Below are 25,604 nucleotides of genomic sequence, written 5' to 3'. Positions count from 1 at the left end.
CAAATGATATTTAAATGATGATAAGGTTACGGGTATTGCTTTGTTAATTATATACAGTAGTGTATTTATCCCGGAATTTTGCCGGGAAATAACTTATCAGATAATCAAGCGTTGCTTTGATCACACAATAAGGCTTGTTCGAAATTTTAATGCAGCCTCCGCCCACGCCTATTTCCATCTCCGTTTTTAGCTTTCCTTTATCATATACCTGCACATAGATCCTGGTATCCAACGGCTGGTTACATTTTTCACAGGCAGCTGTACTATCATAAGTACCCGCCATTTGCAAAAAATCATTTACATATTCTTCCCCCGACAGCCTGGTACAAAACTCATAGGATATTTTGAGCAATTCCTTGCTCATAGGAAAGTTTCTAAAATCAAACAGTGGCGTAGCATATATAACTACTTCGGTTTTGTTTTTTTGCAATCCAACATCTTCATAATTGAATAGCATTGATACCATCACTAAGAAATATAGCTTCATAATTAACTCTTGAAAATTTTTCTCACTGCTTTGTTTATTTCCTTCAACTCCTGTTTTTCTTCTTTTGTAGCTTGTCCATCTGCGGTTGAGCTTACACCGGCAGCCTTAAATACTTTTTTAACATCATATGTATAGCTCGTTCTCACCCCTTCTTTAAATATTTTATAAGTTGTCCACTCAGTACGTTCCATTACTTTATTTTCTTCCTCCATCCGCTCATCTTGGCTTTTCAGACGAAATTCTCTTCGTTGGCAGGCCCTTTCTCTTTCTTCTTCTGTTGTTGCATTTGCTATGGAATTCAAAAAACCCCTGTCAACGTTAGCATGATCCAGTTCATGGAGTAATCCTACCATTGGACTTTGCCTGTCATTCCCCGTTTCCGGATTAGGAATTCGTAATTGAAATCCCTGCAAAGGATTCCACAATATTTCCTGATTTTCTTTATATCTGTTATTAGCAAACTTTTTGGTTTCCGTAATTGTCACTGTATAAGTATGATCGTTCACCAAATCATCGATTATTTGTTTTGCTTCCTTGGAGCCACAGGTATACAGGATATCCAATGCTTCCACCGTCTGCTTCAGGAACTGCGGGGTATCGTCATCCTGTTTCCTGTTTTTCTTAAAGACATAAACAAACGTCTCGGTTTTTCCTTCCGCATTCTGATAGCTTATGATAATGTCTTTTCCATCGGGATCCATAAAGAGCACCGGATTATTTCCAGCGTACACGAAAGGACTGATTGGCACATACCGGTCTGCATGGGGGTCCTGCGCATGCCACCTGCCAATCTGAGCATCATACATCCGGGCGCCAAAGTCATACCAGTCCAATCCACTCTCGTCACTAAACTCCTTTTTCTGCTGTTCTTTTCCATTAAAGTGAAATTTATTATCCGGCATATTAGCGGCTTTACTGCTTATGCCTGCCATCGTTAGCCCAAACGGATAATAGTGGGTTTCTTCAAGTAACGCTCCATGGGTATGCATTACCTGCAGGTTATCGAAATATACTTCTACCGGGCTTTCATTACTTACATATACATACAGATAGCCATTTTTTGTAACGGCAATGTTAGAAAGGTTATGGTCTTCCACTACGTTTGGCTGATCTACTCTTTGAAAATGCCCATCTACGTACTTAAAATTCTCATCCAGTAAGATCCAATTTATATAGGCTTTAGGTTTTGATCCGGAAGGTCCGCGCGTCTGGTCGCCCAAAAAGTCATCTACGCCGTTATATACCCCGGCCATGCCGTTTAAACCGGTTGGGGTAAGGCCTTTGCCTGCCGCCACATTCAGCGGTGCCCCTAATAATCCGGTTAGAATGTCCAGTACCGGAATGTTGTAATCAGGGTTATTGGTATTGTCAGCTGCATAGTAAGTTTTACCCCAGATATCGATCCGGTCGCCGCTCATTACTTTCAATGCCATGCCTAAACCAGTAGCCCCTGCTCCACTAGCCGCGTTGGCTTTCAGCATATACATTTTCTGGCTGTTGGCGGTTGCATCGCTGTAGTAGTTAGGATTTATCGGTTGATCTGTAGCCGCTGGCCCCCCATTTTTATTGATATTGGTTGCATTGGCTGGTTTGTTCACAATATTGCCGGTATTGATATTGTAAAACTGGTTTTCATAATACACCGCATCCGTTGCACTGCTGATATTCCCTTCCAGGGTTGCTGCGGGATAAAGATCCTGCTTTTGTTGCTCGGTCAATACCATGCGGATATTATCCAAATGGTCTTTTATATAATAATCATAGTAATAGGTCAGGTCTTCCGGTACCAGCCGGATGCGGCCTTCTTCCAGGGGAAGATACAATTGTTTACCAAAATAATCATCCACAGCCGGCACCGTAATATGCTCTCTGGTTTCATAGGCAAAACCCAATATGTACTGCGTAGTTGTTTTCACGTCACCCTCGGTTACGATCTTCTGCAATTTATTGCCGGATGCATCGTATGTGTATTCAATTGTTCCCTTATTAGGAAAGGTGATCAACTGCGGTAAGTTCAGGTAATTATAGGTAATGGTGCCGATGCCTTTATTGTTATCCAATTTCAGATTGCCGTTTTCATCATAATCAAAATCATCGCCGGTATTGGTACCATCTTTAAAGTCGCCCAGTTTGGAATTGGGATCGCTGTACAGGTCTGATACCTTATACAACTTATTGGACACCTGGGTGCTGTTTCCGGTTTTTATATAGTTATAAGTAAGGTCGTCAATGGGTGCCGCTACAGCGCCTTTCAATCCCCATTGCTGCATCCGCTGAATATTTCCATTGGCATCATACGCAGTATACGGATCGCTGCCATCTCCGATCTTAACATCAAAGTTTACCTCGTTCTTATTCCAGCTGCCATCTGTATTATGCTGAATGAAATCGGCTTTTAAAAACCGCCTGGCGTTGTCATAGCTAAAATCGTATTTACGCTGAATGCCATCCCCTTTGCTCAGCCAGGTAGTACCGCTGATGCTTCCGTTGTATTGCGCTTCTTTAAAATCCTGGTTTACTTTATTGGCCTTCCTGTCATACCCCACTTCAAATCCGAAATAGTTGTTGGTAGTGGTCCCTGAAATATAGTCCCGGTTAACGCCCAACAGCCAGTCCCGGATGTTATAGTCATAGGTCAGGGTCTCAAGTGCTTCAGTAGTACCCGGCTTTGTTCCCAGGTTCTTATGCCACAATCTGCCCAGTGCATCATAATCCGATACAGCTATGGTTTTCCAGTTAGCTAAACCCACTTTATTCTCGGCCTTTGTTCTTCTGCCAAGATTGTCATAGGTATTACGATTGAATACGTAAGTGACCAATCCGTTTGGAAACGCCTTCTGATGTTCTACTACTGCACGCAGTGCCCTTCCTGAAAAGTCATACTGAGAGCTCACGATATCCTGTTCCCCGGTTTGATTGATCGATTTCACCTGGATCACCTGGCCATACTTATCATAAATATTTACCGCAGGTAAATACTGATTGGCAGTACCCAATACTTTTACCCGTTTCCAGGTAACCAATCCTTTTACATCAGGGGATTTTACCATTTCCTGCGCATAGTCGGGTGAGGTATTATACACGGAGATAAATTCGCTGCCCCAGTTATTATCCAGGGTGCTGGTTAACCCGGCAGGCAAATTATTATAATCATCGTAATGAGTTTCCGTTAACAATTCATAACCGGTTGCCAGCATGGTGGCCGTTGGGTAACTGCTGCTGGTACTTGCTGCCGACAAATGACTGGCCAATGCCGTACTATTGGACCATGAGCCTGTTGTAACAACCCGGTTCTGGCCGTCGTAACCGGTCACTATCCATTTACCCTGCTTCCTCATGTTGGCATCCTGTGCCATTACCACCCTGTCGCGCATATCATATACCATATAGGACACATCGGCACCGGGCGCTTTTCTCATGATCGTCCGTTTGCGATGATCGTATTCATACCTGAAGCATTGTTCATTCAGGATATCTCCGTTGAGTGCGGAAAGATCCCAGTTATTCTGTATCAGCAATTCCACGCCTCTCGGTTGTACTACACAACGCTGATTTTTGAGATCGTCATAAATATAATAGGTGCATAACCAGTCAGCATATCCGCTTCCTTCACCATTATCGGGCATTGCCTTTACCTGAACCTTTTTTAAGATCAGCAATCCATCCTTATCTGTAAACTCAATTACCTGCGTCCCTTTTTCATCAGTCGTAATATTTTTGTACAAAGTACCCGGCTGATATTTTCCTGCCTCTCCTGCCGGGGTGTAATAAGTACCCAGTCCATTCGGCACATCTGTTACATACCAGATCCTTACCGCATCGATACTTGTATTGATGGAATAGTTGCTTTCAACGCCCCGGCCACTGCCCGTCCAGCTATCGCCCTGGGGCATGGCCTTTAGCACCCGGTTTAAGGGTGAGGATTCCAGTATTCCCTGATTGTAATAGAAATGTTCGTTTGGCTCCTGTACTTTATAAAATGCCTTTTCCTCCTGCAGGGGGTTGGCTTTATAATTTCCATCACCGGTAGGAGATACATAAGGCAGCCATTTAATGGTTTCCCGGCCAAACGCGTCGTAAACCATCGGCGATACCACATCTATGTACGCATTATTATTGACGTTATAACTTCCCTGTTTTACTACGGTTTGCATGCTACGGCCCACCCCATCATAATAAACGGTCCCCTGCTTTGCCTCTGCAAGCGACGTAATACCATTGGCGGTCGATAAATCTGTGATGCCCGGCCGCTCAAATGTTCTTGTACGGATATAGTTCAGGTCCAGCGTAGTGGTAACTGTTCCAATACCTATGTGGCAGGCATTTGTAGCCGCCACTTCTCCCGTGTTGGCACAGGTCACTTTCCGCCGGTAGTAAACCGGTGCATACTGTTCTGCCGGTTCGTAAGTTATAGCTACAGCCTGTGGAATATCTGTAAAGTTGGAGCCGTCAGCAGACTGCTGCCACTGATACTGGTAATTGCCATTGCACCCGCCGCCGCTGGCCGTGCCCGCAGTTATAACACCGGGTTTTGTTCCGGAAGGAATAACTATTTCCGCCGGCACGATGGCATTGGGGTCAAGTTTTGGATATACGATTACATGTGCCACAGCACTATAAGAAATTATATTGAAACCGTTGCTGCAACCAGTATTCACCATCAGGCGGTAATATTTTGAGCGTGTAACATCAGTGGGCGTATACGAAATAAAATTGGCACCGGCTATATTTTCCGGATTATCAAATGCGCTATTACCGCTGCTTTGCCATTGATAGGTATAGGAGCCGGTGCCGCCGCTAACGCCGTTCACTGTAATGGCCGCTGCGGTGCCATTGTAAAGAATGGTTTGACTGGTAGGCGTAATAGCTCCAATCACCGCGGGTGTAACATCAACCACTGTTACATCTACATACGGAAATGTGTTACAACCACCGGGCTGATCCCAGCAAAAACCACAAACCGTGCTGTTGCGCGTATGAAACCGGTAAGTACCCGGTGTTGTAAATGTTTGGGTAAATGATTGCTGGTTAACATGGGAATCGGCAAAAAGGTCCCAGCTTGTACCGCCGTTGCTGCTGCCCCAGTAATGAGGCGTACCCACACCGCCCTGGCTGCTGATGGTTACCGGCTCACAAACATATACGGTAGTGGCGCTGGCAGTAATGGTACCATCTACCGGCTTGGGATTAACTGTCGTTGTAATATAAGTGGGATCGGTATAACAGCCATAACTACTGTTGTACCCACGGGCCATGTAATTATAGGTACCAGCAGGTAATGGAGGCGGCGTATACTGCTGGTCTTCCAGTAATAAATTATTTGCACCATCGAACCATTGATAAGTATCCAGGTTGGCATTGATCGACAACATAGGTGGTGGCGTTCCCTCGCACCAGGTTAAATTACCGGTAACCGGTGGCGCCGTTGGATCCATTATCTGAAACGACACCTGTTGGTAATAGGGTACTGAACAGCTCGAAAATGAAGTAACTTGTACATAATAGTTATCCTGGTCTGCAATCTGAAATCCATCAATGTAAAAATTACCCGTATAATTACCCTGCAAAAACTGGTATTCATTAAGATTTGGGTCCAGATAATTCAATGTATAATAAGCGCCTGAAGCACTGCTGCCTGCCTGAACATGACCATCGAACCTGCCGCAGGACCAGGCGTCAATGTATAAGGAAGGCGTTGTACTTATATTAACAGTAAATTTATACCTGGGTGATGTGCATCCTGTTCTACCATCATAAAATGAATACCACGCACCATCTCCGTTCTTACCGGCATAGAAAGTATATTCTGCCCAGGTATCCCCGTAATAAGCCATATAATTGATCTGGGACGGACTGGAAGATGTTTCTGTCTGATACCAGCGCAACTGTCCATACCAGTATTCATCCATTGGCCCATCAGGCGAATATTCTGCGCGGATCTTTACATATCCGGGGGAACATATTTCACCTGCCGGACTAACTTTGTATATATATAATTCAGGTTCACACTGTGCTTGTAAGTTGTTGGAATAACAGGCTACAAACCCGATTAAAAAAAACAACATGCGGGCGTAGGACCGGACGGAACGTTTAGAGAAGAACATCGGCTAAGGCTTTAATTCGTAATGGTTATATTTTCGTTCAGGATAGATTATTATATGTATTGCTTTCGCAATGAGTAATAAATTCCCATCCGGCAAACAATCGTTGCCGGTAGACCATACCAATAATTTTATATGAAAAAGCCACCTTACCCGTTTTGCCATACGCAATCAGGTCAGTTCAGTCACTGAACGGGCATCTATACCAAATAATGTAATAAGGAAAATGTACAGTGTAATCTAATCAGTTGAAGCACCATTGGAAGATATGGCATTGCATGGCAGTACAATCAGGTCATTTGCGTCAGAAGTGCAATGATTTTCTCGTGTGACTCTACCCAATGTATTAGATTGGTTTACCTGACAAATTTAATATTGTTGATCATTCAACAATCATATCGGTGCTCCTTTTTGATAAGTGCGCATATTTAGCGATAAACGCGTTGATTCAGGGAATAGCCGTGTAAAAAGAATAACGGAAAATACTATTATGATAAAATATTATAATACCCATTAGCTAACCCGCTTCCCTTCCATCAACAACCGAATGGCATGATCAAACGAACCGGCCTGAATGATCTGTCCGGCATTTACAAAAAATATTTCATCTGACTTTTCAATGGTGTTTAACCGGTGGGCTATTATTATCTGGGTGGTTTGGGCAGGCAGTTTATCCAGTATTTCACCCAACAGCTGTTCGGTTACCGTATCTATATTGGCGGTAGCTTCGTCGAGGATAAGCAATTCCGGTTCCCGCAACAATGCCCGTACAAATGCGATCAATTGCCGCTGGCCCAGACTCATGCTTTCACCCTTGCTGGTTACCGGTGTTTGCAATCCCTTATCGAACCGTTCCAGGATGTGCAACAGCCCTTTTTGTTGTAATATGTCATTCAGTTGCTCCCGGCTGTATTGCTGGTACTTTTCGTTACCATACAGGATATTGTCGTACAGGGTACCGGTAAATAAAAATGGTTCCTGCAAAATAAAACCGATCTTCTGCGTTCTTTCTTCCGTTTTGTACGTGCGGATATCTTTTCCATCGAGTAATACCTGTCCGCTTACAGGGTCGTACAACCGCGCTATCAACGAAGCTGTGGTGGTTTTACCACCACCGGTGGGACCAACAAAAGCATACGTTTTTCCACGTTCCAGGGTAAAGTTCACCTGACGCAATACTTCCTTTTCGCCATATTTAAATGACACCTCCCGAAACTCCAGCAATCCTTTTCCATTCGCGGCCTCCACATTCATCACCGGCATATCCGATTCCATAGCCAGTACTGCGGAAATGCGGTCCCAGCCAGCCATGGCTACCTGAAATATTGGCCAGATACCAGCAATCTGCCGCATTGGATCATAAAAGCGGGACAGATAAACAAAATAACTGATCATAAACCCGATAGTGAACTGCCCCTGCTGCAGCAGAAAAATGCCAAAGAACAGTACGATGATCTGTGCCACATTACCGGCAAGGCCATATGACGGAATAAAAATATTATTGGCTACACCCGCTGCTACTGCCCGGCGATAGTTCTGATTATTGATAGTTGCAAACCGTTTACTAAAATAATCGCGCCGGTTAAAAGCCACTACCACTTTAAAATTATCCAGGCCTTCCTGTATTTCAGCACTCATGCTGCCTACTGTTTGCAGACTGGCCGCATTTCGTTTTTTGATCCAGGGTGACATGAATTTTGTAAAAAGCAACACGATCATCGCAGGCGCCAGGGCAGCCAAACCCAGTTTTATATTTACGGCCAGAATAAAAACAGCTGCGCCGATCATCATGAACAAATTACCCACGAATTGCAGCAAGCCCTGTGAAAAAAACTGGTTCAGTTTATCGGTATCGTTGTTGATGCGTGAGATCAGGTCTCCGGCTTTGTTCTGGCTGAAGAAGGCAACGGGTAGCGACTGTAATTTCGAGAACAACTGGTTGCGCAGGGAAAACAGGATATGCTGGCCTACAGCGCCCATCCACCGGGTTTGAAAATAACTGGCAACAAACCCCACCAGGTACAATGCAAAAACCAATGCAGAAGCACGCACAACACCCGAAAAATCTTTGGTAATAATAGAGGTATTGATGGTATGGGCAATAATGATCGGTACTATCAGGGCAGTAAGGGTATTGGCGATCAGGGCCATAAAAGCCAAAGACATGACCCTGCGCTCACCTTTTATAATGGGCATTAATTTTCTTAACGCGGTAAAGGGCTTGCTTGTTCCTGTATTAAGCTGATAATTCATACTCGCTGGTACTCTTTTGTGATTCGAACAGTTGATTATATTCAGGTGAGTGTTGAAGCAGTTGCGCATGTGTTCCGGTAGCAATGATCTCTCCTTCCATCAGCAACACACACTGATCGTAATCGGTAACAGAGGAGATCTTCTGGGTAACCGAGATCAACGTAATGCCCGGGTACAGCGTGCTCACATTCTCCAGGATCCTTTTTTCGGTTTGTGCATCTACCCGCGCGGTGAAATCATCCAACAACAACACTTTAGGGTTTAAGGCCAATGCACGGGCCAGCATGATCCGCTGTTTCTGGCCACCCGATAAATTCAGTCCGCGTTCAGAGATAACCGTTTCCAGCTTATCGGGCAATGATTCAATAAAATCTGACAACTCTGCTGCACGAATGGCCTTCTGCATATCTTCCAGGGTAACCTGTTCCGCAAATGCGATATTCTCCTTAATGCTCATGTTGAAGACCACACTATCCTGGAACACAAAGCCCATTTGGCGGTGAAATAGTTGTTTATCCATCTCTTCCAGTAGTACGCCACTGTACAACACCTTCCCCTGTTGTGGCTTTACCAGCCCGCTCATTACATATAACAATTGCGTTTTCCCAGCTGCGGTGGGGCCAATGATGGCTGTTCTGGTACCAGGTTGTATGGTGAGTGAAATCTCATCCAGCACTTTCTTTTCACCAAACCGGAGGGTGATGTCAGCCAACTGCACCGGCCCGGTTAATTGAACAGGTTGCGTACCTGTTTTTGGGGGGCCTTCTGCCGATAAGAGTGCAGAAACGCGTTCATATGAGGCTGAAGACTGGGCAATGATGTTGGCCATAAAACCGATCATGATGATCGGGAAGATCATAATGCCGATGTAACTCGAAAACGCAGAAAAATCACCCAGCGACATACTGTCGGTGATCACAAAATGACCGCCCAACAACAGTACCGCCATCGAACAAAGACTGGCCACAAAAGTAATCACCGGAATAAGGATCGCTAAATACCTGATTATCGATAACCGGATATCACGGGCCTTTGTATTGGCTTCGATAAATTTATTGTTTTCCTGGTGCTGGGTATTCAATACCCGGATAAGCGCCGCACCCAGGATGCTTTCATTGATCACTTTGTTCAACCAGTCTATAACGCCCTGTACTTCCCTGAAAAACTTCCTGATCTTTTTCATGATGATTGTACGGGCCACCCAAATAACAGAGATCAGTGACAGTACGACCAAAGCCAGCTTCCAATTGGTGATCAATAGTAAAATACTGGCGCCGAAAAGTAAACAGTAAGAAGAAATGAGGTTGCCCACCGCCATGCCAACAAATAATTTTACCGCATCTACGTCAGAAGTAAGATTGGTAAGCAAACGAGCCGGCGATACTTCCATTACATAGGAATAATTTTGCAATGCAATCTTTTCTGCCAGTTTCTGCCGCAGGTCCCTGGCCACCACTTCAGAAGCATATGACTGTACCACCGACTGCAGGTAGGTGAAAATAAACACCAGAAAAGTTACGATAGCAAATTGCCACAGCAGTTGTTCTTTGATCGTATGCGCCTGCGCATAGGAATCTATCGCCTTTGCAATGATCTTTGGGATCAGTAACCCCAACAGGCTGGCGCTGACGGTAAAAAAACTTAACAACGCAATCAGCTTTTTATACCCGAGCACCAATGCATTGATCTTTGGCTTTGCGGGGGGTGCACCACCTTTTGTTTTCATGATGAATTATTCTATATAGTATGACGAGCAAAGGACTAAAGAATTGCTATAAAAACAGATTTTTTTGCTCCTGACAGGGTAAATTAAACATATTTTCAATACTTCCTAATTAAGAAATCAATCAGGATTTCATCCACTAATTTGGCCAGGTTAGCGAAAGCTTCGTTTTTTGACCGTTCGTATCTTTCATCCTTAAACTCCTGGTATTCGATCCCCACATGATAAAAATCTTTTTCATCGGTAACACCTAGAAAATGTGTTAAGCTTTTAATATGAGGCACCAGGTGATTGATACTCTCCCTGATCCCGCCTTTTTGGAATTCAAATTCACCCGAAGCAGTGAAAACCAGCAGTTTTTTTCCTGATAAAACAGGCTCGATGGGAAAATCGCCACGGGAAAGGTCAAATGAAAAAGTTTTACTGATCCGGGCAATCTGATCGAACCACGCTTTCAACACGGCAGGCATTCCATAATTATACATGGGAGTACCAATTATAATAAGATCGGCCGCTTCAATCTGGCCGATGAACTCGTCTGATCTGGCCAACGCTTTTCGTTGTAGTTCGGTCAATTCTTTTTTGGAAAAGGCGCCTGCAATCCATTCAGATGTTACAAAGGGAGGCGGACATTTTACCAAATCCAGTTCTTCTATTTCAACCTGCTGGAGGCCCAATTTAAGAAGATCCAGAAAATCGGCCGACAATTTCCGGGTGAGGGACCTTTCCATTCCGGCACTCGATTGTACGCTTAATATCTTCATTACTGGCATTTTTTATTAGCCTGTAAAATTCTTCCTATTTGTAAAAAAATAAATTAAACTGGTTCAAGAAATAACTACAAGTCCTTTTGTGCCCGGATCTTACTCAGCATTTCAGGAGAAATGCCGAGATAGGAAGCAATCAAATATTGGGGAATTTGTGCATTCAATAATGGATATTTTATCAAAAATGCTTTATACCGGCTTTTTGCATCCTGTGCGTTTCTAAAATAAATACGCATCAGTAATGCCGTTGCATAATTCTGAAGTATTATTCTAAAATACTTTTCAAGCCGGGGGCCATATAATAAACAGATATGGCCTTAAAAATGACAATTGCAGCGTTTGAATAATTACACTTTAAAACAAAGAGGTAAACGACTGTTCTGCATTAACTTTTTTAACAAGGGTATCCAAATGTTTATACGTTGCGTTGTATAAGAAAACAGCCATACTGATCCGTTTTACGCCGCATTCTGCCAGGGTTTTAACAGCCGCATCTTCCAAATTGATCCCAACAACACCCGCCTCAATCAATTGCCGGATATTGTCGTTTAATTCAGCCAGGTCATTTGTATACCCCCTTTCAAGATCAACAGACAGCGGAATACTGGTGCATGCGCTTATTCGCCGGATCACAAACAACAATTCACTAAAGGGTATTTTTTCACCATCTTCATAACCCAATGAATTGGCTATAGCGCTACTTGATGTCGCAATGGCTTTATAGCCGTTTTCTTCTATACGACTCGCACTTTTTACATTCCAGGCATTGGCAATAATAAAGGGTGTTGGCTGCTGATGCAGCTGCAGGAATATTTCGTAGTTGTTCATGTTTGTTTATCTGATTAATTAAAAATATGGTTGTGTTGCGCAGCAAATTGTTCAAAGGAGGTGGGTGTTATCCCGAAAAGTTGATGTGTGTGATTATCTACAAACGCCTTGGGATTCCTTATTCTTTCTGCAGCCTGCTCTGCTAGTGCATCGATAAAATAGGGCGGCAAACCTGCCGATGACAAGGTTGTTTTCCGTTCGTTCCAACTTACAGGCACATACCTGATCGGTTTATCAGTAACGCTACTTACGATACCAGCAATGTCTGCCATAGACAATGCTGCCGGACCGGTTACACGCAGTGATTCGCCATAGTGCCCGCCTTCTATCAATAATGCCGCAGCTATCTTTGCTACGTCGCGGAGATCAACCGGGGACATACTTATTTTTTCCAATGGTAAACGTAGTTCACCACTCTCACGCATGGCTGCTGCTTCACGCAGGTACACCTGCATAAACTGGCTGGGACGCAGGTGCGTCCACTGAAGACCGGACCGTTCCAGGTAATCTTCGATCTGTTCATGTTCGCGGGTATACCGGAATCGTTGTGGGTCGTAGCCTTGCTGTGATTCCTCACCGGAGAATTTAATTACATGATGTACACCTGCCTGTTTACAGGCATCGATAAAAGTGCATTGCGTTTCAACCATCCGGTCATTTGCTCCTGAGATCAACAGAACCCGCTCCACTCCTTCCAATACCGCTTTCAGTGTTTCCCTGACCGCCATGTCGCCTGTATATAAATCTACTCCAGGCAAATTAGCCACCTGTTGGGCTTTAGCTGTATCGCGCACCAGGGCACGAACGGGTATTTGTTGGGCAGCCAGTGCCTGCACGATCAAAGTGCCACTATTACCAGCGGCACCGCTGACGAGAATATTGTTATTTTTCATAGAGACAAAACTATAAAGCAGCTTAATTGCTGAGGGGGTGTACATTTAGCAATTTGAGGGGTTGTTTGTTCAATTATCCCATGATACCTTAGCTTAATGAAACAAGTGACCTTTTTGATTGCTGACGGGATATTGAAACCAAGTAGCCTTTTCAATGCGATCGAGGTGTTCGAAAAAGCCAACGAGTTTTTGGAACAAATTACTGGTGAACCTTACTTCGATATCCGGCTTACAGGAACCAATTTGCAACAACGGTTGGTGAATGGCTTATTCAGCCTGCAGGTAGCGCCGCTTCAGGACATCGATAAAGCCGGAATAATTATCCTGCCAAGCTTTGCAGAGCAGGAAGATTATGCGATCCGTAAAAACCGTGCCGTATTGGATTGGATTATCAGTCAATACCACGCAGGCTCAGAAGTTGCCAGTTTGTGTACTGGTACGTTTCTGCTGGCAGCTACCGGACTGTTGAATGGTAAACCTTGCGCCACCCATTGGAAAGCGGAAGCCTACTTTCGTCGGTTGTTCCCCGAACTGGACCTGCATACCAACAAAATTGTGACCGACCAGGATGGTGTTTATACTGCAGGAGGCGCCATCTCAAGTCTTAACCTGGCGTTGTATATCGTAGAAAAATACAGTGGTCGTGAAACGGCGTTATATGTTGCCCGGGTTTTGCAGATCGACATTGACCGGGATTCACAATCGTCTTTCATTATGTTCGAAGGCTTAAAAGATCATAAAGATGAAGTGATACGCGATATTCAACATTTTATTGAACAACATATGGGTGACCGGCTGACAGTAGACCAACTTGCCATACATTGTAGTATGGACCGCATAAACTTTACCAGGCGGTTTAAAAAAGCTACGCAACTCTCCCCTGCCGACTATGTTCAACGAATTAAAGTAGAAGGCGCCAAACGTCTTTTTGAATCCACCGGTAAACAAATCAACGAAGTGATGTATGAGGTGGGATATGTAGACGTAAAAGCCTTTCGCCAACTATTTAAAAAAATAGCCGGGATGACGCCCGGCGATTACCGCAATAAGTTCAACAAAGCAGCATATACGAATGCGTTTTAAGAAGTGTTACTTTACTTTTTCCTCTACATAACTCTTGAAAGAATCAACTACAGCCTGGCAAAAATTCCGCTGTTCCTCAACTGATGGTTTATCATCCGGTTCAAAAGCTTCTGTAAGTATTACCGGGTTACCCTCGCTGAAAGTAATTTTAGCCGTGCGGCCACTGTTTAAGGTATAAGTGATCAGTTTATGTTCTACAACCTCATCGTAGGTACCGGTAAAATCGAAATTAAAACTGCCATCTTTCGTACCCATCCTGTATAAAAATTTCCCGCCGGCCCGGGGATCATTTTCTACCACCGGGTTGTGCCAGTCATCATTTATATTATTCCATTGTTGAATAGCTTTCGGATCATTCCACAGCTTCCAGATCAGTTCAATGGGCGCATGGATCTCACTGGTTACTGTTATCATTGGTTTCTGATTCATATTATAACGTTTATTGACAAACTTAGCGTCTTTAGCACCTATTACAGGGGTGCAAATGCGACATTTTGAGTGGTGGATTGCGACAGCATACTTTCGGATTATTTGATAACTTCACTAATTATCTCAAAGCAAAGCATTTTATGAAAAAATTAGCTTCAGTATTTTTTGCTGCCGGCTTTTTATTGGCAGCGTGCAACAATGAGCCTGCAACAACAACTGCTGCCGACACTCCGGCAGACAGCACCAACATTACGTCAACCATTCAACCAGCATCTCCCCCAGCCAATTTCAAACACGCCACGGCAAAAGTAAATGGCATCGACGTCCACTATGTGATCGGTGGTTCAGGTGAACCGCTTGTGTTATTGCATGGCTTTGGACAGAACTGGTATATGTGGAACCGGCTGCTGCCAGAGTTCTCCAAACATTTCACCGTAATAACACCTGACCTGCCAGGTTTGGGCGAATCGGGAAAACCAGATAGTGGTTACGATAAAAAAACACTGGCTACTTATATCCATGGTGTCGTAAAACAACTGGGTTACGACCACATTAACCTGGCAGGTCACGACATTGGCCTGATGGTAGCCTATGCCTACGCCGCACAGTTCTCCAACGAGGTAAACAAACTGGCGTTGATGGATGCATTGCTGCCTGGTATTGAGCCGGTTTGGACTCAGGTGAAAGGTTCTGCCTGGTGGTTTGGCTTCTTTTCCTTTCCGGCTTCTGGTGAGTTGGTAGCTGGCAGAGAACGTTTATTCCTTACTAATTTCTGGCCGGTAGTAGGTCATGTAAAAGACCCGTTCACCACTGAAGAAGTAAATGAATTTATACGGGCTTACACCGTAAAAGGTGGCACCACAGGCGCCTTTCACTGGTTCGGTGCATTTGAACAGGACGCAAAAGACAATAAGGTATTTATGAAGACCAAATTAAAAATGCCTTTACTTGCAATGGGTGGCGAATATTCCGCCGCAACCTACCTGGCAGACCACTGCAAACTGGTTGCAGAACATGTAACAGGCACCAATATCAAAGGCGCCGGGCATTGGATAGTACAGGAGAATACGGCCGAGGTGCAAAAAGGACTGTTGGATTTCTTTCTTTCAAAATAATAATACATGAAATAAAAAAGGACAAAGCAAATCATTGAATTGCTTTGTCCTTTTTTATTACCAGGAATGCCCCTATTTCTCCTCACTCTTCACCAGTGGAATCTTATCAAAAGGCCATTGACCATCCTTTATTGGGAAGGTTACAAGTTTGTTTGGGTCTATTACCACATGTTTGATGCGTTCCCGGTGCCAGGTGTATACAATATGTACCAGTCCGTCGGAGGTTTGAATGATAGACGGATAAGAATATTGTTTGGTTGAGTCAGCCATATAGTCAAGGATCAATGCAGCCTCCCAGTTGTGGCCATCCCTGCTTACGGCTACATTTATGATGCCGCGTCCGTTGTGGCCCATGTCTTTTTCATCGCGGGTGGCATGGTTATATACCAGCATCTGTCGCCCATCTTTAAGCGTAACCGCATCCAGGCCGGAGTTGTTATTGGGCAGCGAGGTATTTGTCATTTCCGACCAGGTAAGTCCTTTATCTTCGGACCAGCACTCTGCAATATGACCGTCTGCATTATAAGGGGTTCTACATAATAGCTGAATACGGCCATCTGCATACGTGAGTAAGGTGGGCTGTATGGCGCCAATTTTTAGCGGGTCATTCAGTGGCCCAATAAAGGCGCAGGACTTACCACCGTCTGTACTCCTTTCAATATGAGCACGCCAACCGTTAGTTTCAGTGCTGGATCCGGAAAGAATGGTGCCATCATGTAATTGGATGGGTTTGTTTTTTATTGGACCAAGCAGGTTGCCCGGCAGTTTCTGCGCTTTACTCCAGGTGTGGCCATTATCACTGGAAGTTTTATACTCTCCCCACCATTCCCGGGGATTGGGCCCTACTTTATAATACAGCATCACCGGACCACCTTTTGGTTGAAAGATAACCGGATTCCAGGTAGGAAATCGTTTGCCATCTGGTTGTATGCCATCAGCCACAGAGATGGGGGGCGTCCAGGTACCATCTGTTTTTTTGCGTTGCAACCGTATCTCTACATCGGGATTCCTTTCAGCCGTACCACCGAAATAGGTGGCCAGCAATTCTTTGTTTTCGAGTTCAACAATTGTTACTGCATGGCAGGAAGGAAAGGGTGCACTCTTATATAGAAATTCTTCCTGCACAACGCCGGGTTTCTTGTTATTATTCTGATAATATAAGCCCACTACCAGTATACTTAAGGTCAGGAAAACTTTTATCATGTGCTTTATTTTATTTACAGGGTAATGGCATCCACCGCTACACCCAACAATTTCATTGAAATATTATTCAGGCTTTCTTTATCACCTGTAAAATGAATGACCGCATTCCGGTGTATCATGGTTTCGCCTGGCTGAAGGGCCGCGGCTGGTGAAGAACTTTCTATTTCATAGAACCGGCCCATCTGGCTGCCGTTTATCGGACCGTCGTTATAGGCATTTACGGCATCACCGGCAAATGGTTCCTCCTGTATTTGCCATAAGGAGTTAACATAATCGGTTATGCCTTCCTGCAGGGAAAATTGAGTGACCGTCAGCACCTGGTTGGTGGCATCGTAACTAACGGCCAACGGCATTGCCCGTAAAGGAGAAATGCCAATTTTACTCCGGTGATTGGCATCTGCTTTAAATAAGATAAGTCCGTTTGCCGCCTGTAACCTTTCGGCCGGAACTTTGCCAAAGTAATCGTCGGTTACTATCTTCCCCAATATGGAGGCATCCCCTTGTTTATAAGGAATAGCCACATTTGTTTTGTCAGAAGCGTTCATCATGCAAAGGATCCAGATCGACAACATGCCATATTTTTTATCCCAGGCATTTGTACCGGTATTGGTAAGGCCGTTTACCGTTTCAAACCCAACAGCCTTTATTCCCTGAGGGATCACCATTCCCAATAAATTTTCAATCCCCTTGTTATCCCAAAGACTGATGGTTCGATCTATTTCCAGATCAAAGGTGTTGCCTGAATAATTTTCAAGCCGCATAGCCTTTTTAAAACGTGCCTGCGATTGGGAAACGCTTATTACGTCAAATGCCTCTGTATCGAATGCTGCAGGCACAAACCAGTTGTCGAATGTAAAGTCAGCACCTTTTTTGAAATACACGGAGAACTGCCCGCCTTCGGGGCCAAGCCATACACGTTCTTCCCCGCCAAAAGCATTCATATGTTCAACCGTTTTTCGGGAAGCGATCAGTTCTTGGTTCACCCAGCCGAAACTTTGTCCATTCATACCATCTGTAGTGCTGGTCATAACCCTGCCCTGGTAAGCAGGCAGAATGATCACTGCTGCACCTGAATCATCATCATCTAAAACAATGAGATCGTGATGATATTGTTTCAAAAAATCAAGATCATAGCCAAAGGTTCCTTTTGCAAAAGCCATACATTGTTTAGTATTTAAAAAAAGAACACGGAGTTGTTTCCGTGTTCTTTTTATATTATAGTTTACGATTGTGGCAATCCATAACCGTTCCTGACTTTTCCTTTCGAATTATTGATCGTTTCAGAAGGTATTGGCCAGTAGTACCTGGGCGGATCATTGGGACTGGTGATTCCCGAAAGAATATTCCGGTCATAGGCAGCAATAGTAGCAGGAGCGCTTATTAAATTATATCCCCAATTGGTTTTTACATAGCCCTGGCCTACCAGTTTTGCCGCAATTGTATCATGAATATTTATAAATAAACCCTGAATGGCCAGGTTATGCGCAGTTCCATTTACTTTTACGGAACTGATGGAACTGAAATTATATTGACCTCTCCAGCCAGGATAAAGCTCCGGCCTGGTGCTGTCGGTCACATCGTTAGTCAATGGGTTTGCTAACGTAACCATTTTTGTATAAATATAATTAGAGATCTGGTTACCATTGGGGAATATATGAAAGCCCTGCGACTTGAGATCGTTTATCATGGTAGCCATTTCCTGGCGAACTGCCAATGCTTTTTCTGGAAACTTACCTGAGCGAATCAAATCCCAGCGACGGGTTCCTTCGCCTACCAGTTCCAGTTTACGTTCCTGTAACACCGCTTCTTTTAAGGCGTCACCGGCCAGCGCACCTATATTATGACTGGCATTGCCAAAAGCCCGTTGCCTGATCTGGTTCACCAGGGTAATGGCAGCTGCGTTTTGTCCCAATTCAGCTTTCACTTCAGCCGACATCAACAGCACATCGGCCATTCTTAAGATCGGCCAGTCCATCCCTGAGTTTCTTTGAGCCGACGTGTATGGCGGGGCCATCCTGTTCTCGTCCCATTTGTTGATCGAAATGCCACCGGTGCTTTTATTTCCCGGAAGAAAAGAAAGTATTTTTTCATTTCCATCGCCATTGCTACCAGTAACAGTCACACTGGCATCCCGTCTTTTATCGCCATTTTCAAATTCCCCATAGTAAAAAGTGGGAATGATCCTAAGCGCGCCGAACGTTTTGGTAGGTGCGGCATTGTTGCTGCCACCATCTGATGGCCGGCCAAATGCATAGGGGTATTCGCTGGTGGTTGCCGATACCCCACCCTGGATATTTCCCAACTGAAACAAAGACTCCGGACTTGTTTTCAGATCAGCAAAAAACTGGAAATGCCGTTGGAATGGGTTGTTAAATCCGGCCCTGTCATCAGTAGTAATTAAAGTCGCTGACCCTTTATTGTCGATGGCGGCCTGCAAATACTGATCGGCCATATTGTAATAAGCGAGGTAATCGACACGGCGGGCATACACACAACCGAATTGTTCAGCTCCCTTTTTTGTAAATTGTACATCCCCATATAACCCTGATACATCTGTACGGATGGTTTGATAGCCGCCTGAATAAAGCGCCATTTCCCCAATGAGTGCATCGCAGAATGTTCTTGACATTCTCTCGGCACCTATTCCACCCTCACCCAGTCTGTACATCAGCGGTTCGGCCTCTTTCAGATCAGCGATCAGGCTATCGTAAATAGCAAAACGGGAACTCAGTGAATAGTCTGAAATGGCGTTATTATATTCATAACCATAAGGCACATCGCCAAAATGTTTTATCAAATCAAAGTAACACAGCGCCTTTATTGTCATAGCCTCGCCGTAGAGCTGCGTCCAGTCGGTTGGTTTACCGCCGGCTGCATCGTCCTGATAAACCTGTTTTGCTTTAATAAGACCGGCTACTTTCTTTGCACGGGCCAGGGTGCTATACAAACCGTTAAACCCACCTGATACAGCGTTTATAGGTAACAGATCAGACCGTAAAATGGCATTCAGGTTATTACTGGAACCATCCTCGGGATACATTTCTGCATCCGAACCAATGGGGTCGTTCCATCTGTAGGTTCCCATAATACAGTTCTGCCGGTAGTTGGCATAACACCAGGAAAGTGTTTTGTATGTTTCCGATGGTGTGGAGGTAACGAATGCATCGTCTACATTGGATGGGGAATTGGTGTCCAGCCAATCTTTTTTACATTGGGTAAAAGCAATGCACAGCGTAATTGGTAATATATAGTTGATTAACTTTTTCATTTTTGCGCTTTTTAAAATTAGAAACTAAGATTAACACCAACAACATAAGACCGGGGCCGGGGATATGCACCAAAATCAAGACCGGTGGTAGGATATTGGCTGTTGTTGTGGTTAGGATCTACGTTTACTTCAGGATCGAGCCCTGAATAGCTGGTAAGCGTAAACACATTATATACGCTACCATAAATACGCAGCCGACTGATCTTCGCTTTAGACACTATAGATTTAGGTAATGTATACCCCAACACCAGCGTGTTCAGGCGCAAGAATGAACCGTCTTCGATACCCAGCGTTGAGGTTACGCCTACCTCATTATAAGCCAGCGGCAATTTTGCATTTGCATTGGCGGCATTTAACTGATCGGGTGTGGTCAATTTTACCAGTTGTCCGTTCTGTACATCGTATATTTTATACGCGTCTTTAAGAATGGCCAGGTGGTTTTCATAAACACCTGCTTCCTTGGGACCATATAACGTAGCCAGTTTATTAGCATTATAGATCTGGTTGCCATAGCTCCAGTTAAAGTACATACCCAGATCAAAACCTTTATAGGAAGCACTTACGTTGAACCCGCCTGTATGGATTGGATTCATATTGCCAATAACGGCAATATCGTTCCCATCGATAATACCGTTCGTATCGAGGTCTTTGAATTTTGGCAATCCGGGATAGGCAGCCGAATTGGGCACACCATGCACAACGCCAATATTAGTTCCTCCGCTGGGAACACCTTTTTTAAGGGTATATGTCCCGTTATTATAATCAAAATCATTAGTTGTATAAAAACCATCATACACCAGGCCACGAACCAGTCCAACAGGACGGCCCTGTTGCAGGATATAATCCTGGGTTGGATAAGACTGGGTACCAGACCAGGCGGCAGTATACAAACCGTTTACGTTGCCTGCCAGTTCATCTATATTGCTTTTATTCCAGTTGATATTACCACCTACAGACACGTTCCAGTCTTTATTTTCGAAAAGTGTTGCGTTCAATGACAATTCCACCCCTTTGTTACTTGTTTGTCCAATATTGGCAGTTGTTTGGGTGAAACCGGTGATTCCTGGAATGGTGGCAATCATCAGCAGATCCTTGGTTGTGTTATGATACACATCGATAGTTCCCGACACCCGGTTTTTAAAGAAAGAGAAGTCAACACCCAAATCGCGGGTGATGGTTGTTTCCCATTTCAGGTTGGAGTTTGCAAGGGTTGTGGAAGCAAAGTCATAAGCAGACTGGCGCCGTTGATTGATGGAATATTGCAATCGCTGATCAGTAACGGAGGCCCATAATTGAGACCATTTGCTGGCATCAATACCATTATTACCTACCTCACCGAATGAAGCACGCAGTTTTAAATTATCCAGCCAGTTAACATCCTTCAAAAAAGATTCATCCGACATCTTCCAGGCAAAAGCGCCTGCCGGGAAGTACCCCCAACGGTTAACCGGGGAAAATTTAGAAGAGCCATCGGCCCGGAACGTGAACGTAAACAAAAACCGGTCAAGTAAGGTATAGTTGATCCGGGTAAAATAAGAGTTGATGCGAACGGGCGTAGCTACGCTGGAAGATATTGTAGACGAACCCGATGAATCGAACTGGTTGATCTGGGCAAATGCCGTTTTCTCGTCAAAATTCGAAGGAAAGCGGGTCGCCTGAATGCCCATATTGGTACCGCCGGAATTGTATATTTCATAACCACCCAACACATTAAACCGGTTGGCGTCATTGAGCTGGAATTGATAATTCAATGTATTTGACCAACGCATTTGCCAGCTATCGTTTTTGCGATAGTCAACATTGCCTGCATATTTTGCTACCCCTGCATCATCCACATAATTATTGTAAATAGCGCCCGACCAGAATTTACGCTGATTCCATCCCCTGTTAAAAAACAGGTCGGTATGCGCTGTGAGCCCCTTTATCACTTCCCAGTTTAAAGACGCCTGGCCACGAAGCGTTTGATCGAGTGTAAGCGGGTTATAATCTGCAGCGCGCACAGACGGAGCATACATGTCCCACAAAGCGTTTTTCCCGTATAGCTCAATATTGCCAGTGGTCAGCGCATTCAGATCGCCTAATATATTACCCGTGGTAATTGGCCGGAATTTATAGGCTGTAGAAAGTATAGATCCGCTACCATTCGTGGTACCTTCATCACCAAGGCTTCTGGTATCAATAAGCCGGGTATCTAAACCAAAGGTTACATTATCGAACAACTTGTGGCTGACCTTGAATGAGATGTTAGCCCGTTTCAAATAAGAATTCAGCTTCATTCCCTGTTCATCGAGGTAGTTGGCCGAAACAAAAACCTTTGTTTTTTCTGTACCGCCGGTTATGGTCAAATCGTGGTTTTGCGAGTTAGAACTATTATAGATATCCCGTTGCGGATCGTGGGTGGCAAGCCCCTTGTAACTATCAATGCCGCCTGTATTGTTGCCGGCATTGGCCCCAAGACCATACAATTTCTCGAATGGGGTTTGATACGCAGCGCCATTGGCAGCAGTATTGGCCCATACATACTGCAGGTAATCATAAGGATTCAATGCTGCCAGGTATTTTACCGGCGTATTCCATTTCTGATAGCCATTATAACTGATGGTTGTTTTGCCGGCCGTTGCGCCTTTTGTTGTAATAAGAATTACGCCATTGGCGCCCTGTGCACCATAAATGGCCGTAGCAGAGGCATCTTTCAACACATCAATGCTTTTCACCTGGTCTGCAGGCACATCACTTATATTACCGGGAACGCCATCAACAAGGATCAATGGCTGATTGCTTTGCGAGATGGAAGTTCCGCCCCGCACACGGATAGCGACATCTGCACCTGGCCGGCCATCCTGTGTAACAATATTTACACCTGGTAATTTTCCCTGCATAGCCTGCGCAATATTGGGAACCGGAGCGTCCGAAATCACTTTTCCACTCACGGAGGCTACAGAACCGGTCAGATCTTTTTTCTTAACCGTACCATACCCTATCACCACCACTTCGTTCAGGTTGGTCGCTTCTTTGTCGAGGGTAATACTCAGCGGCTCACCACTTTTGGCGGTCACTTGTTTTTTAACATACCCCACCAGACTTATTTCCAATTGTACATCGCCCGACCGGGCTACTGAGAAAGAAAAAAATCCCTTTTCATTCGTACGGGTGCCAATATTGGTGCCTTTAACTGTCACGGAGACATCAGCAAGGCCTGAACCCGTACTTTTTTCTGTAATAGTTCCTGATACCTTTTGTTCCTGGGCGAACAAGCTACAAGTCCATAGCATCAGAACAAGCAGAAGCATCTTACTTTTCATACTGCAATCGTTTTGATTTGTGTTTAAAGCATTTACACCCCTTATCGGCTCTCATTTTTGCTTCGAAAGGAGCATAAAAGCCAGGTTTTTCAGGATTTATTTTCCTGAAGGCTGTTAAAATTAGGGCTGCATTTATTTCGTATGGCAGGGCCAGCAATATGCAATGGCCCGGTATGTTTCTAAATAATTGTTATTCTGACGTGAATAAAGTTAAAATAACTTTATGATATCTTTATCAATATAAACACTTATTTCTCCCAGAATTTTAATGGTAATCAAAGAAATGAAGGATCATTAAGCCTGGGTATCAGGCAAAAAAAAACGTCCCAATTGAGTGGGACGCCTTTCAAAACACTAAATGACTATTGACTGAAATACTTATTTAACCTTACTTACCAGGGTTTCTTCCACATAACTGTGGCTTCTGTTAATTGAATATACTTCTGTGGTGTTTCCTTTTTTGGATTTTACGGTCACATGCAGGGCAGCATCACCAAAATCTTCAGATTTCAACAGGAATTTCCTGGTAAGACCAGCGCCTTTGAATTTTTCCTTATATAACACATTGCCAAATTCATCGCGGAAAACTACTGTATACTCGTCTTCTTCTTTATTTGCCAGGTTCAATTCGAATACCGGTTGATTTTCCATGTTTCCGATGAACTTCAATTCAGTTTTGTGATCGTCTTTCTCTCCGTCGTTAGCCAGTGCAGGGATTGTAAATGCCAGGGTTAAAGCAAGGGCAACTACAGCTAACTTTCCAAAATTCCCCGAATCAGTTTTCATAATTGTATGTTTTACTCTTTTGTTTCGTTTGATGATGCAAACATACTGCGCGTTTCGGCTCCCTGGAAATCAACTCAACGTGGTTTTTAGGATGGTAAAACCGTGTACAAAATGTTAAAACCCGCCATGGTAGCGGGCTTTATAAATTTAGCACTATGATGCCCAAGGCTTCAAAAGCAAACTCGATTCATTAATTGGCCGTTTTTCTGCTGGCTGTGAATAAATATCGTTTTCCATAGAAATTCTGCGTTTTTTGATAGGAACACAATACCAGCAGGAAGCCAGCCAGTTTCTGTTTACAGGGAGCGTAACATGAAGCCAGTCTTCGTCCCGCGATAAAAAAATCCCGCCCCGGATCAACCGGGGCGGGATCTATATTATAATACGACGGGTAAGTCCTAATTAAACAAATTAATGGTGGCGCCTATTTCGTAACTGCCATCAACATATGATTTTATGCCACCGGTTTGGGTGGTGTACATCAATTGAATAACTGCTGTCTTTTTGATATTTACACCAATGCCGGCCGTTACACTTTTAGAAGTATGGTATACAGCCATTACGTTAGCCAAATTATCAAGGAAGGATACGTTTACCCCTGCATCGATAATATCATCATATCCTCTTATAGCGCGATAGGCAACCTTGGGCTCAATGGTGCTTACAGCTCCTTCCATTTTAAGTTTATAGGCAGCAGCTGAATATACCAGCGTACCGCCATTTATACCACGGTTCACCCCAGTGAACATAGCCCTGATGTTGGGCAGCGAACTTTGAATGGTCCAGTGGTCGTCGGTATAAGCCATACCAAAATCACCGCCAAAATAATTGTCGCGCGCATTGTATGCCAACAAAGTGGGATCATTGAGGTCGCCGTCAACTTTATCAAGGTTTATCCGTTGAAAATCGAATGACATCGACAGGCCAAAGTGCAATACCTGGTTACGGGTAGCGCTTAGTGGCATGTGATAGGCATAAGACAATGCCAGGTGTGTCCTTTTTATCAAACCGGCTGCATCGGCCATCATGTTCAAACCTATGCCACCGCGGTTGCCGGTGTTAAAATCGGCTGTAACGAAGGTACTTACCGGTGCGCCTTCGATACTGTTCTGCCATTGACGGCGATGCGCTGCATTGAGGTGCAGGCCTGAATCGATACCTGCCATGGCTGCGTTGCCCAGGTACTGGTTCTGGTAAAGAACGGTAGCCGACGGCTCCAGTAAACCCTGGGCATTGCTCGGTGACTGAGCAATGCCTTTCTGAACAAATATACCGGCGGTAAATAACCCGCATAACAGGAACTTCCGCATCTGCTTAGTATATATTGAATGTGTTGTATAGCGCATAATCGTAATTTTTAAGGTGA

General features: G+C 44.3%; 17 protein-coding genes. 2 read left to right on the top strand and 15 right to left on the bottom strand.

Annotated features, from left to right (window positions below; translation table 11 throughout):
* Positions 1-43: 43 nt before the first annotated feature.
* From BMX95_RS11115 to BMX95_RS11085, 8 genes are all read right to left on the bottom strand, one after another.
* Positions 44-487, bottom strand: coding sequence for a hypothetical protein (locus tag BMX95_RS11115; RefSeq protein ID WP_081204526.1), 444 nt, complete (start codon positions 485-487; stop codon positions 44-46).
* Positions 488-489: 2 nt separating this feature from the next.
* Positions 490-6,591, bottom strand: a complete 6,102-nt coding sequence (locus BMX95_RS11110; RefSeq protein ID WP_081204525.1) for a DUF6443 domain-containing protein — start codon at positions 6,589-6,591, stop codon at positions 490-492.
* A gap of 510 nt (positions 6,592-7,101) precedes the next feature.
* Positions 7,102-8,754 (bottom strand): ABC transporter ATP-binding protein, encoded by a 1,653-nt coding sequence (locus tag BMX95_RS11105; protein WP_244898088.1) that lies wholly within the window; start codon positions 8,752-8,754, stop codon positions 7,102-7,104.
* 70 nt (positions 8,755-8,824) lie between these two features.
* Positions 8,825-10,567, bottom strand: a complete 1,743-nt coding sequence (locus BMX95_RS11100) for an ABC transporter ATP-binding protein (RefSeq protein WP_081204523.1) — start codon at positions 10,565-10,567, stop codon at positions 8,825-8,827.
* A gap of 95 nt (positions 10,568-10,662) precedes the next feature.
* Complete coding sequence (locus BMX95_RS11095; RefSeq protein WP_081204522.1) at positions 10,663-11,328, bottom strand: FMN-dependent NADH-azoreductase; 666 nt, start codon at positions 11,326-11,328, stop codon at positions 10,663-10,665.
* 74 nt (positions 11,329-11,402) lie between these two features.
* The gene (locus BMX95_RS34940; protein ID WP_165759110.1) at positions 11,403-11,567 is read right to left on the bottom strand and encodes a cyclic nucleotide-binding domain-containing protein; all 165 of its coding nucleotides are present in this window, start codon (positions 11,565-11,567) and stop codon (positions 11,403-11,405) included.
* 118 nt (positions 11,568-11,685) lie between these two features.
* Positions 11,686-12,159, bottom strand: a complete 474-nt coding sequence (locus tag BMX95_RS11090) for an isocitrate lyase/phosphoenolpyruvate mutase family protein (RefSeq protein ID WP_081204521.1) — start codon at positions 12,157-12,159, stop codon at positions 11,686-11,688.
* A 14-nt stretch (positions 12,160-12,173) separates the two neighbouring features.
* On the bottom strand, positions 12,174-13,052 hold the full coding sequence (locus BMX95_RS11085; protein WP_081204520.1) for an SDR family oxidoreductase: 879 nt from the start codon (positions 13,050-13,052) through the stop codon (positions 12,174-12,176).
* Between the two features lie 96 nt (positions 13,053-13,148).
* Between BMX95_RS11085 and BMX95_RS11080 the strand changes: the two genes are divergently transcribed.
* Entirely contained in the window at positions 13,149-14,135 is a 987-nt protein-coding gene (locus BMX95_RS11080; protein ID WP_081204519.1) for a GlxA family transcriptional regulator, read from the top strand.
* A gap of 6 nt (positions 14,136-14,141) precedes the next feature.
* Here the strand turns inward: BMX95_RS11080 and BMX95_RS11075 are convergent, their stop codons facing one another.
* A complete protein-coding gene (locus BMX95_RS11075) occupies positions 14,142-14,564 on the bottom strand; it encodes an SRPBCC domain-containing protein (RefSeq protein WP_081204518.1) in 423 nt (140 codons plus the stop codon).
* 140 nt (positions 14,565-14,704) lie between these two features.
* Here BMX95_RS11075 and BMX95_RS11070 point away from each other — a divergent pair, with 140 nt between their 5' ends.
* Positions 14,705-15,679: an alpha/beta fold hydrolase gene (locus BMX95_RS11070; protein WP_081204517.1), complete on the top strand. Its 975-nt coding sequence runs from the start codon at positions 14,705-14,707 to the stop codon at positions 15,677-15,679.
* A gap of 72 nt (positions 15,680-15,751) precedes the next feature.
* Here BMX95_RS11070 and BMX95_RS11065 read toward each other — a convergent pair whose 3' ends face one another.
* The 6 genes from BMX95_RS11065 to BMX95_RS11040 form a co-directional block, all read right to left on the bottom strand.
* A complete protein-coding gene (locus tag BMX95_RS11065) occupies positions 15,752-16,882 on the bottom strand; it encodes a sialidase family protein (protein ID WP_081204516.1) in 1,131 nt (376 codons plus the stop codon).
* Positions 16,883-16,896: 14 nt separating this feature from the next.
* On the bottom strand, positions 16,897-18,042 hold the full coding sequence (locus BMX95_RS11060) for a DUF6786 family protein (RefSeq protein ID WP_081204515.1): 1,146 nt from the start codon (positions 18,040-18,042) through the stop codon (positions 16,897-16,899).
* A gap of 62 nt (positions 18,043-18,104) precedes the next feature.
* A complete protein-coding gene (locus BMX95_RS11055; RefSeq protein ID WP_081204514.1) occupies positions 18,105-20,150 on the bottom strand; it encodes a RagB/SusD family nutrient uptake outer membrane protein in 2,046 nt (681 codons plus the stop codon).
* Between the two features lie 17 nt (positions 20,151-20,167).
* Positions 20,168-23,452, bottom strand: coding sequence for a SusC/RagA family TonB-linked outer membrane protein (locus tag BMX95_RS11050; RefSeq protein ID WP_081204513.1), 3,285 nt, complete (start codon positions 23,450-23,452; stop codon positions 20,168-20,170).
* Positions 23,453-23,830: 378 nt separating this feature from the next.
* Positions 23,831-24,238 (bottom strand): hypothetical protein, encoded by a 408-nt coding sequence (locus tag BMX95_RS11045; RefSeq protein WP_081204512.1) that lies wholly within the window; start codon positions 24,236-24,238, stop codon positions 23,831-23,833.
* Positions 24,239-24,636: 398 nt separating this feature from the next.
* Positions 24,637-25,584: a PorP/SprF family type IX secretion system membrane protein gene (locus BMX95_RS11040; RefSeq protein ID WP_081204511.1), complete on the bottom strand. Its 948-nt coding sequence runs from the start codon at positions 25,582-25,584 to the stop codon at positions 24,637-24,639.
* Positions 25,585-25,604: the final 20 nt, after the last annotated feature.

It is taken from the genome of Niastella yeongjuensis (genome assembly GCF_900110245.1).
Lineage (GTDB): Bacteria > Bacteroidota > Bacteroidia > Chitinophagales > Chitinophagaceae > Niastella > Niastella yeongjuensis.
This window is presented reverse-complemented; position numbering and strand designations above follow the sequence as displayed.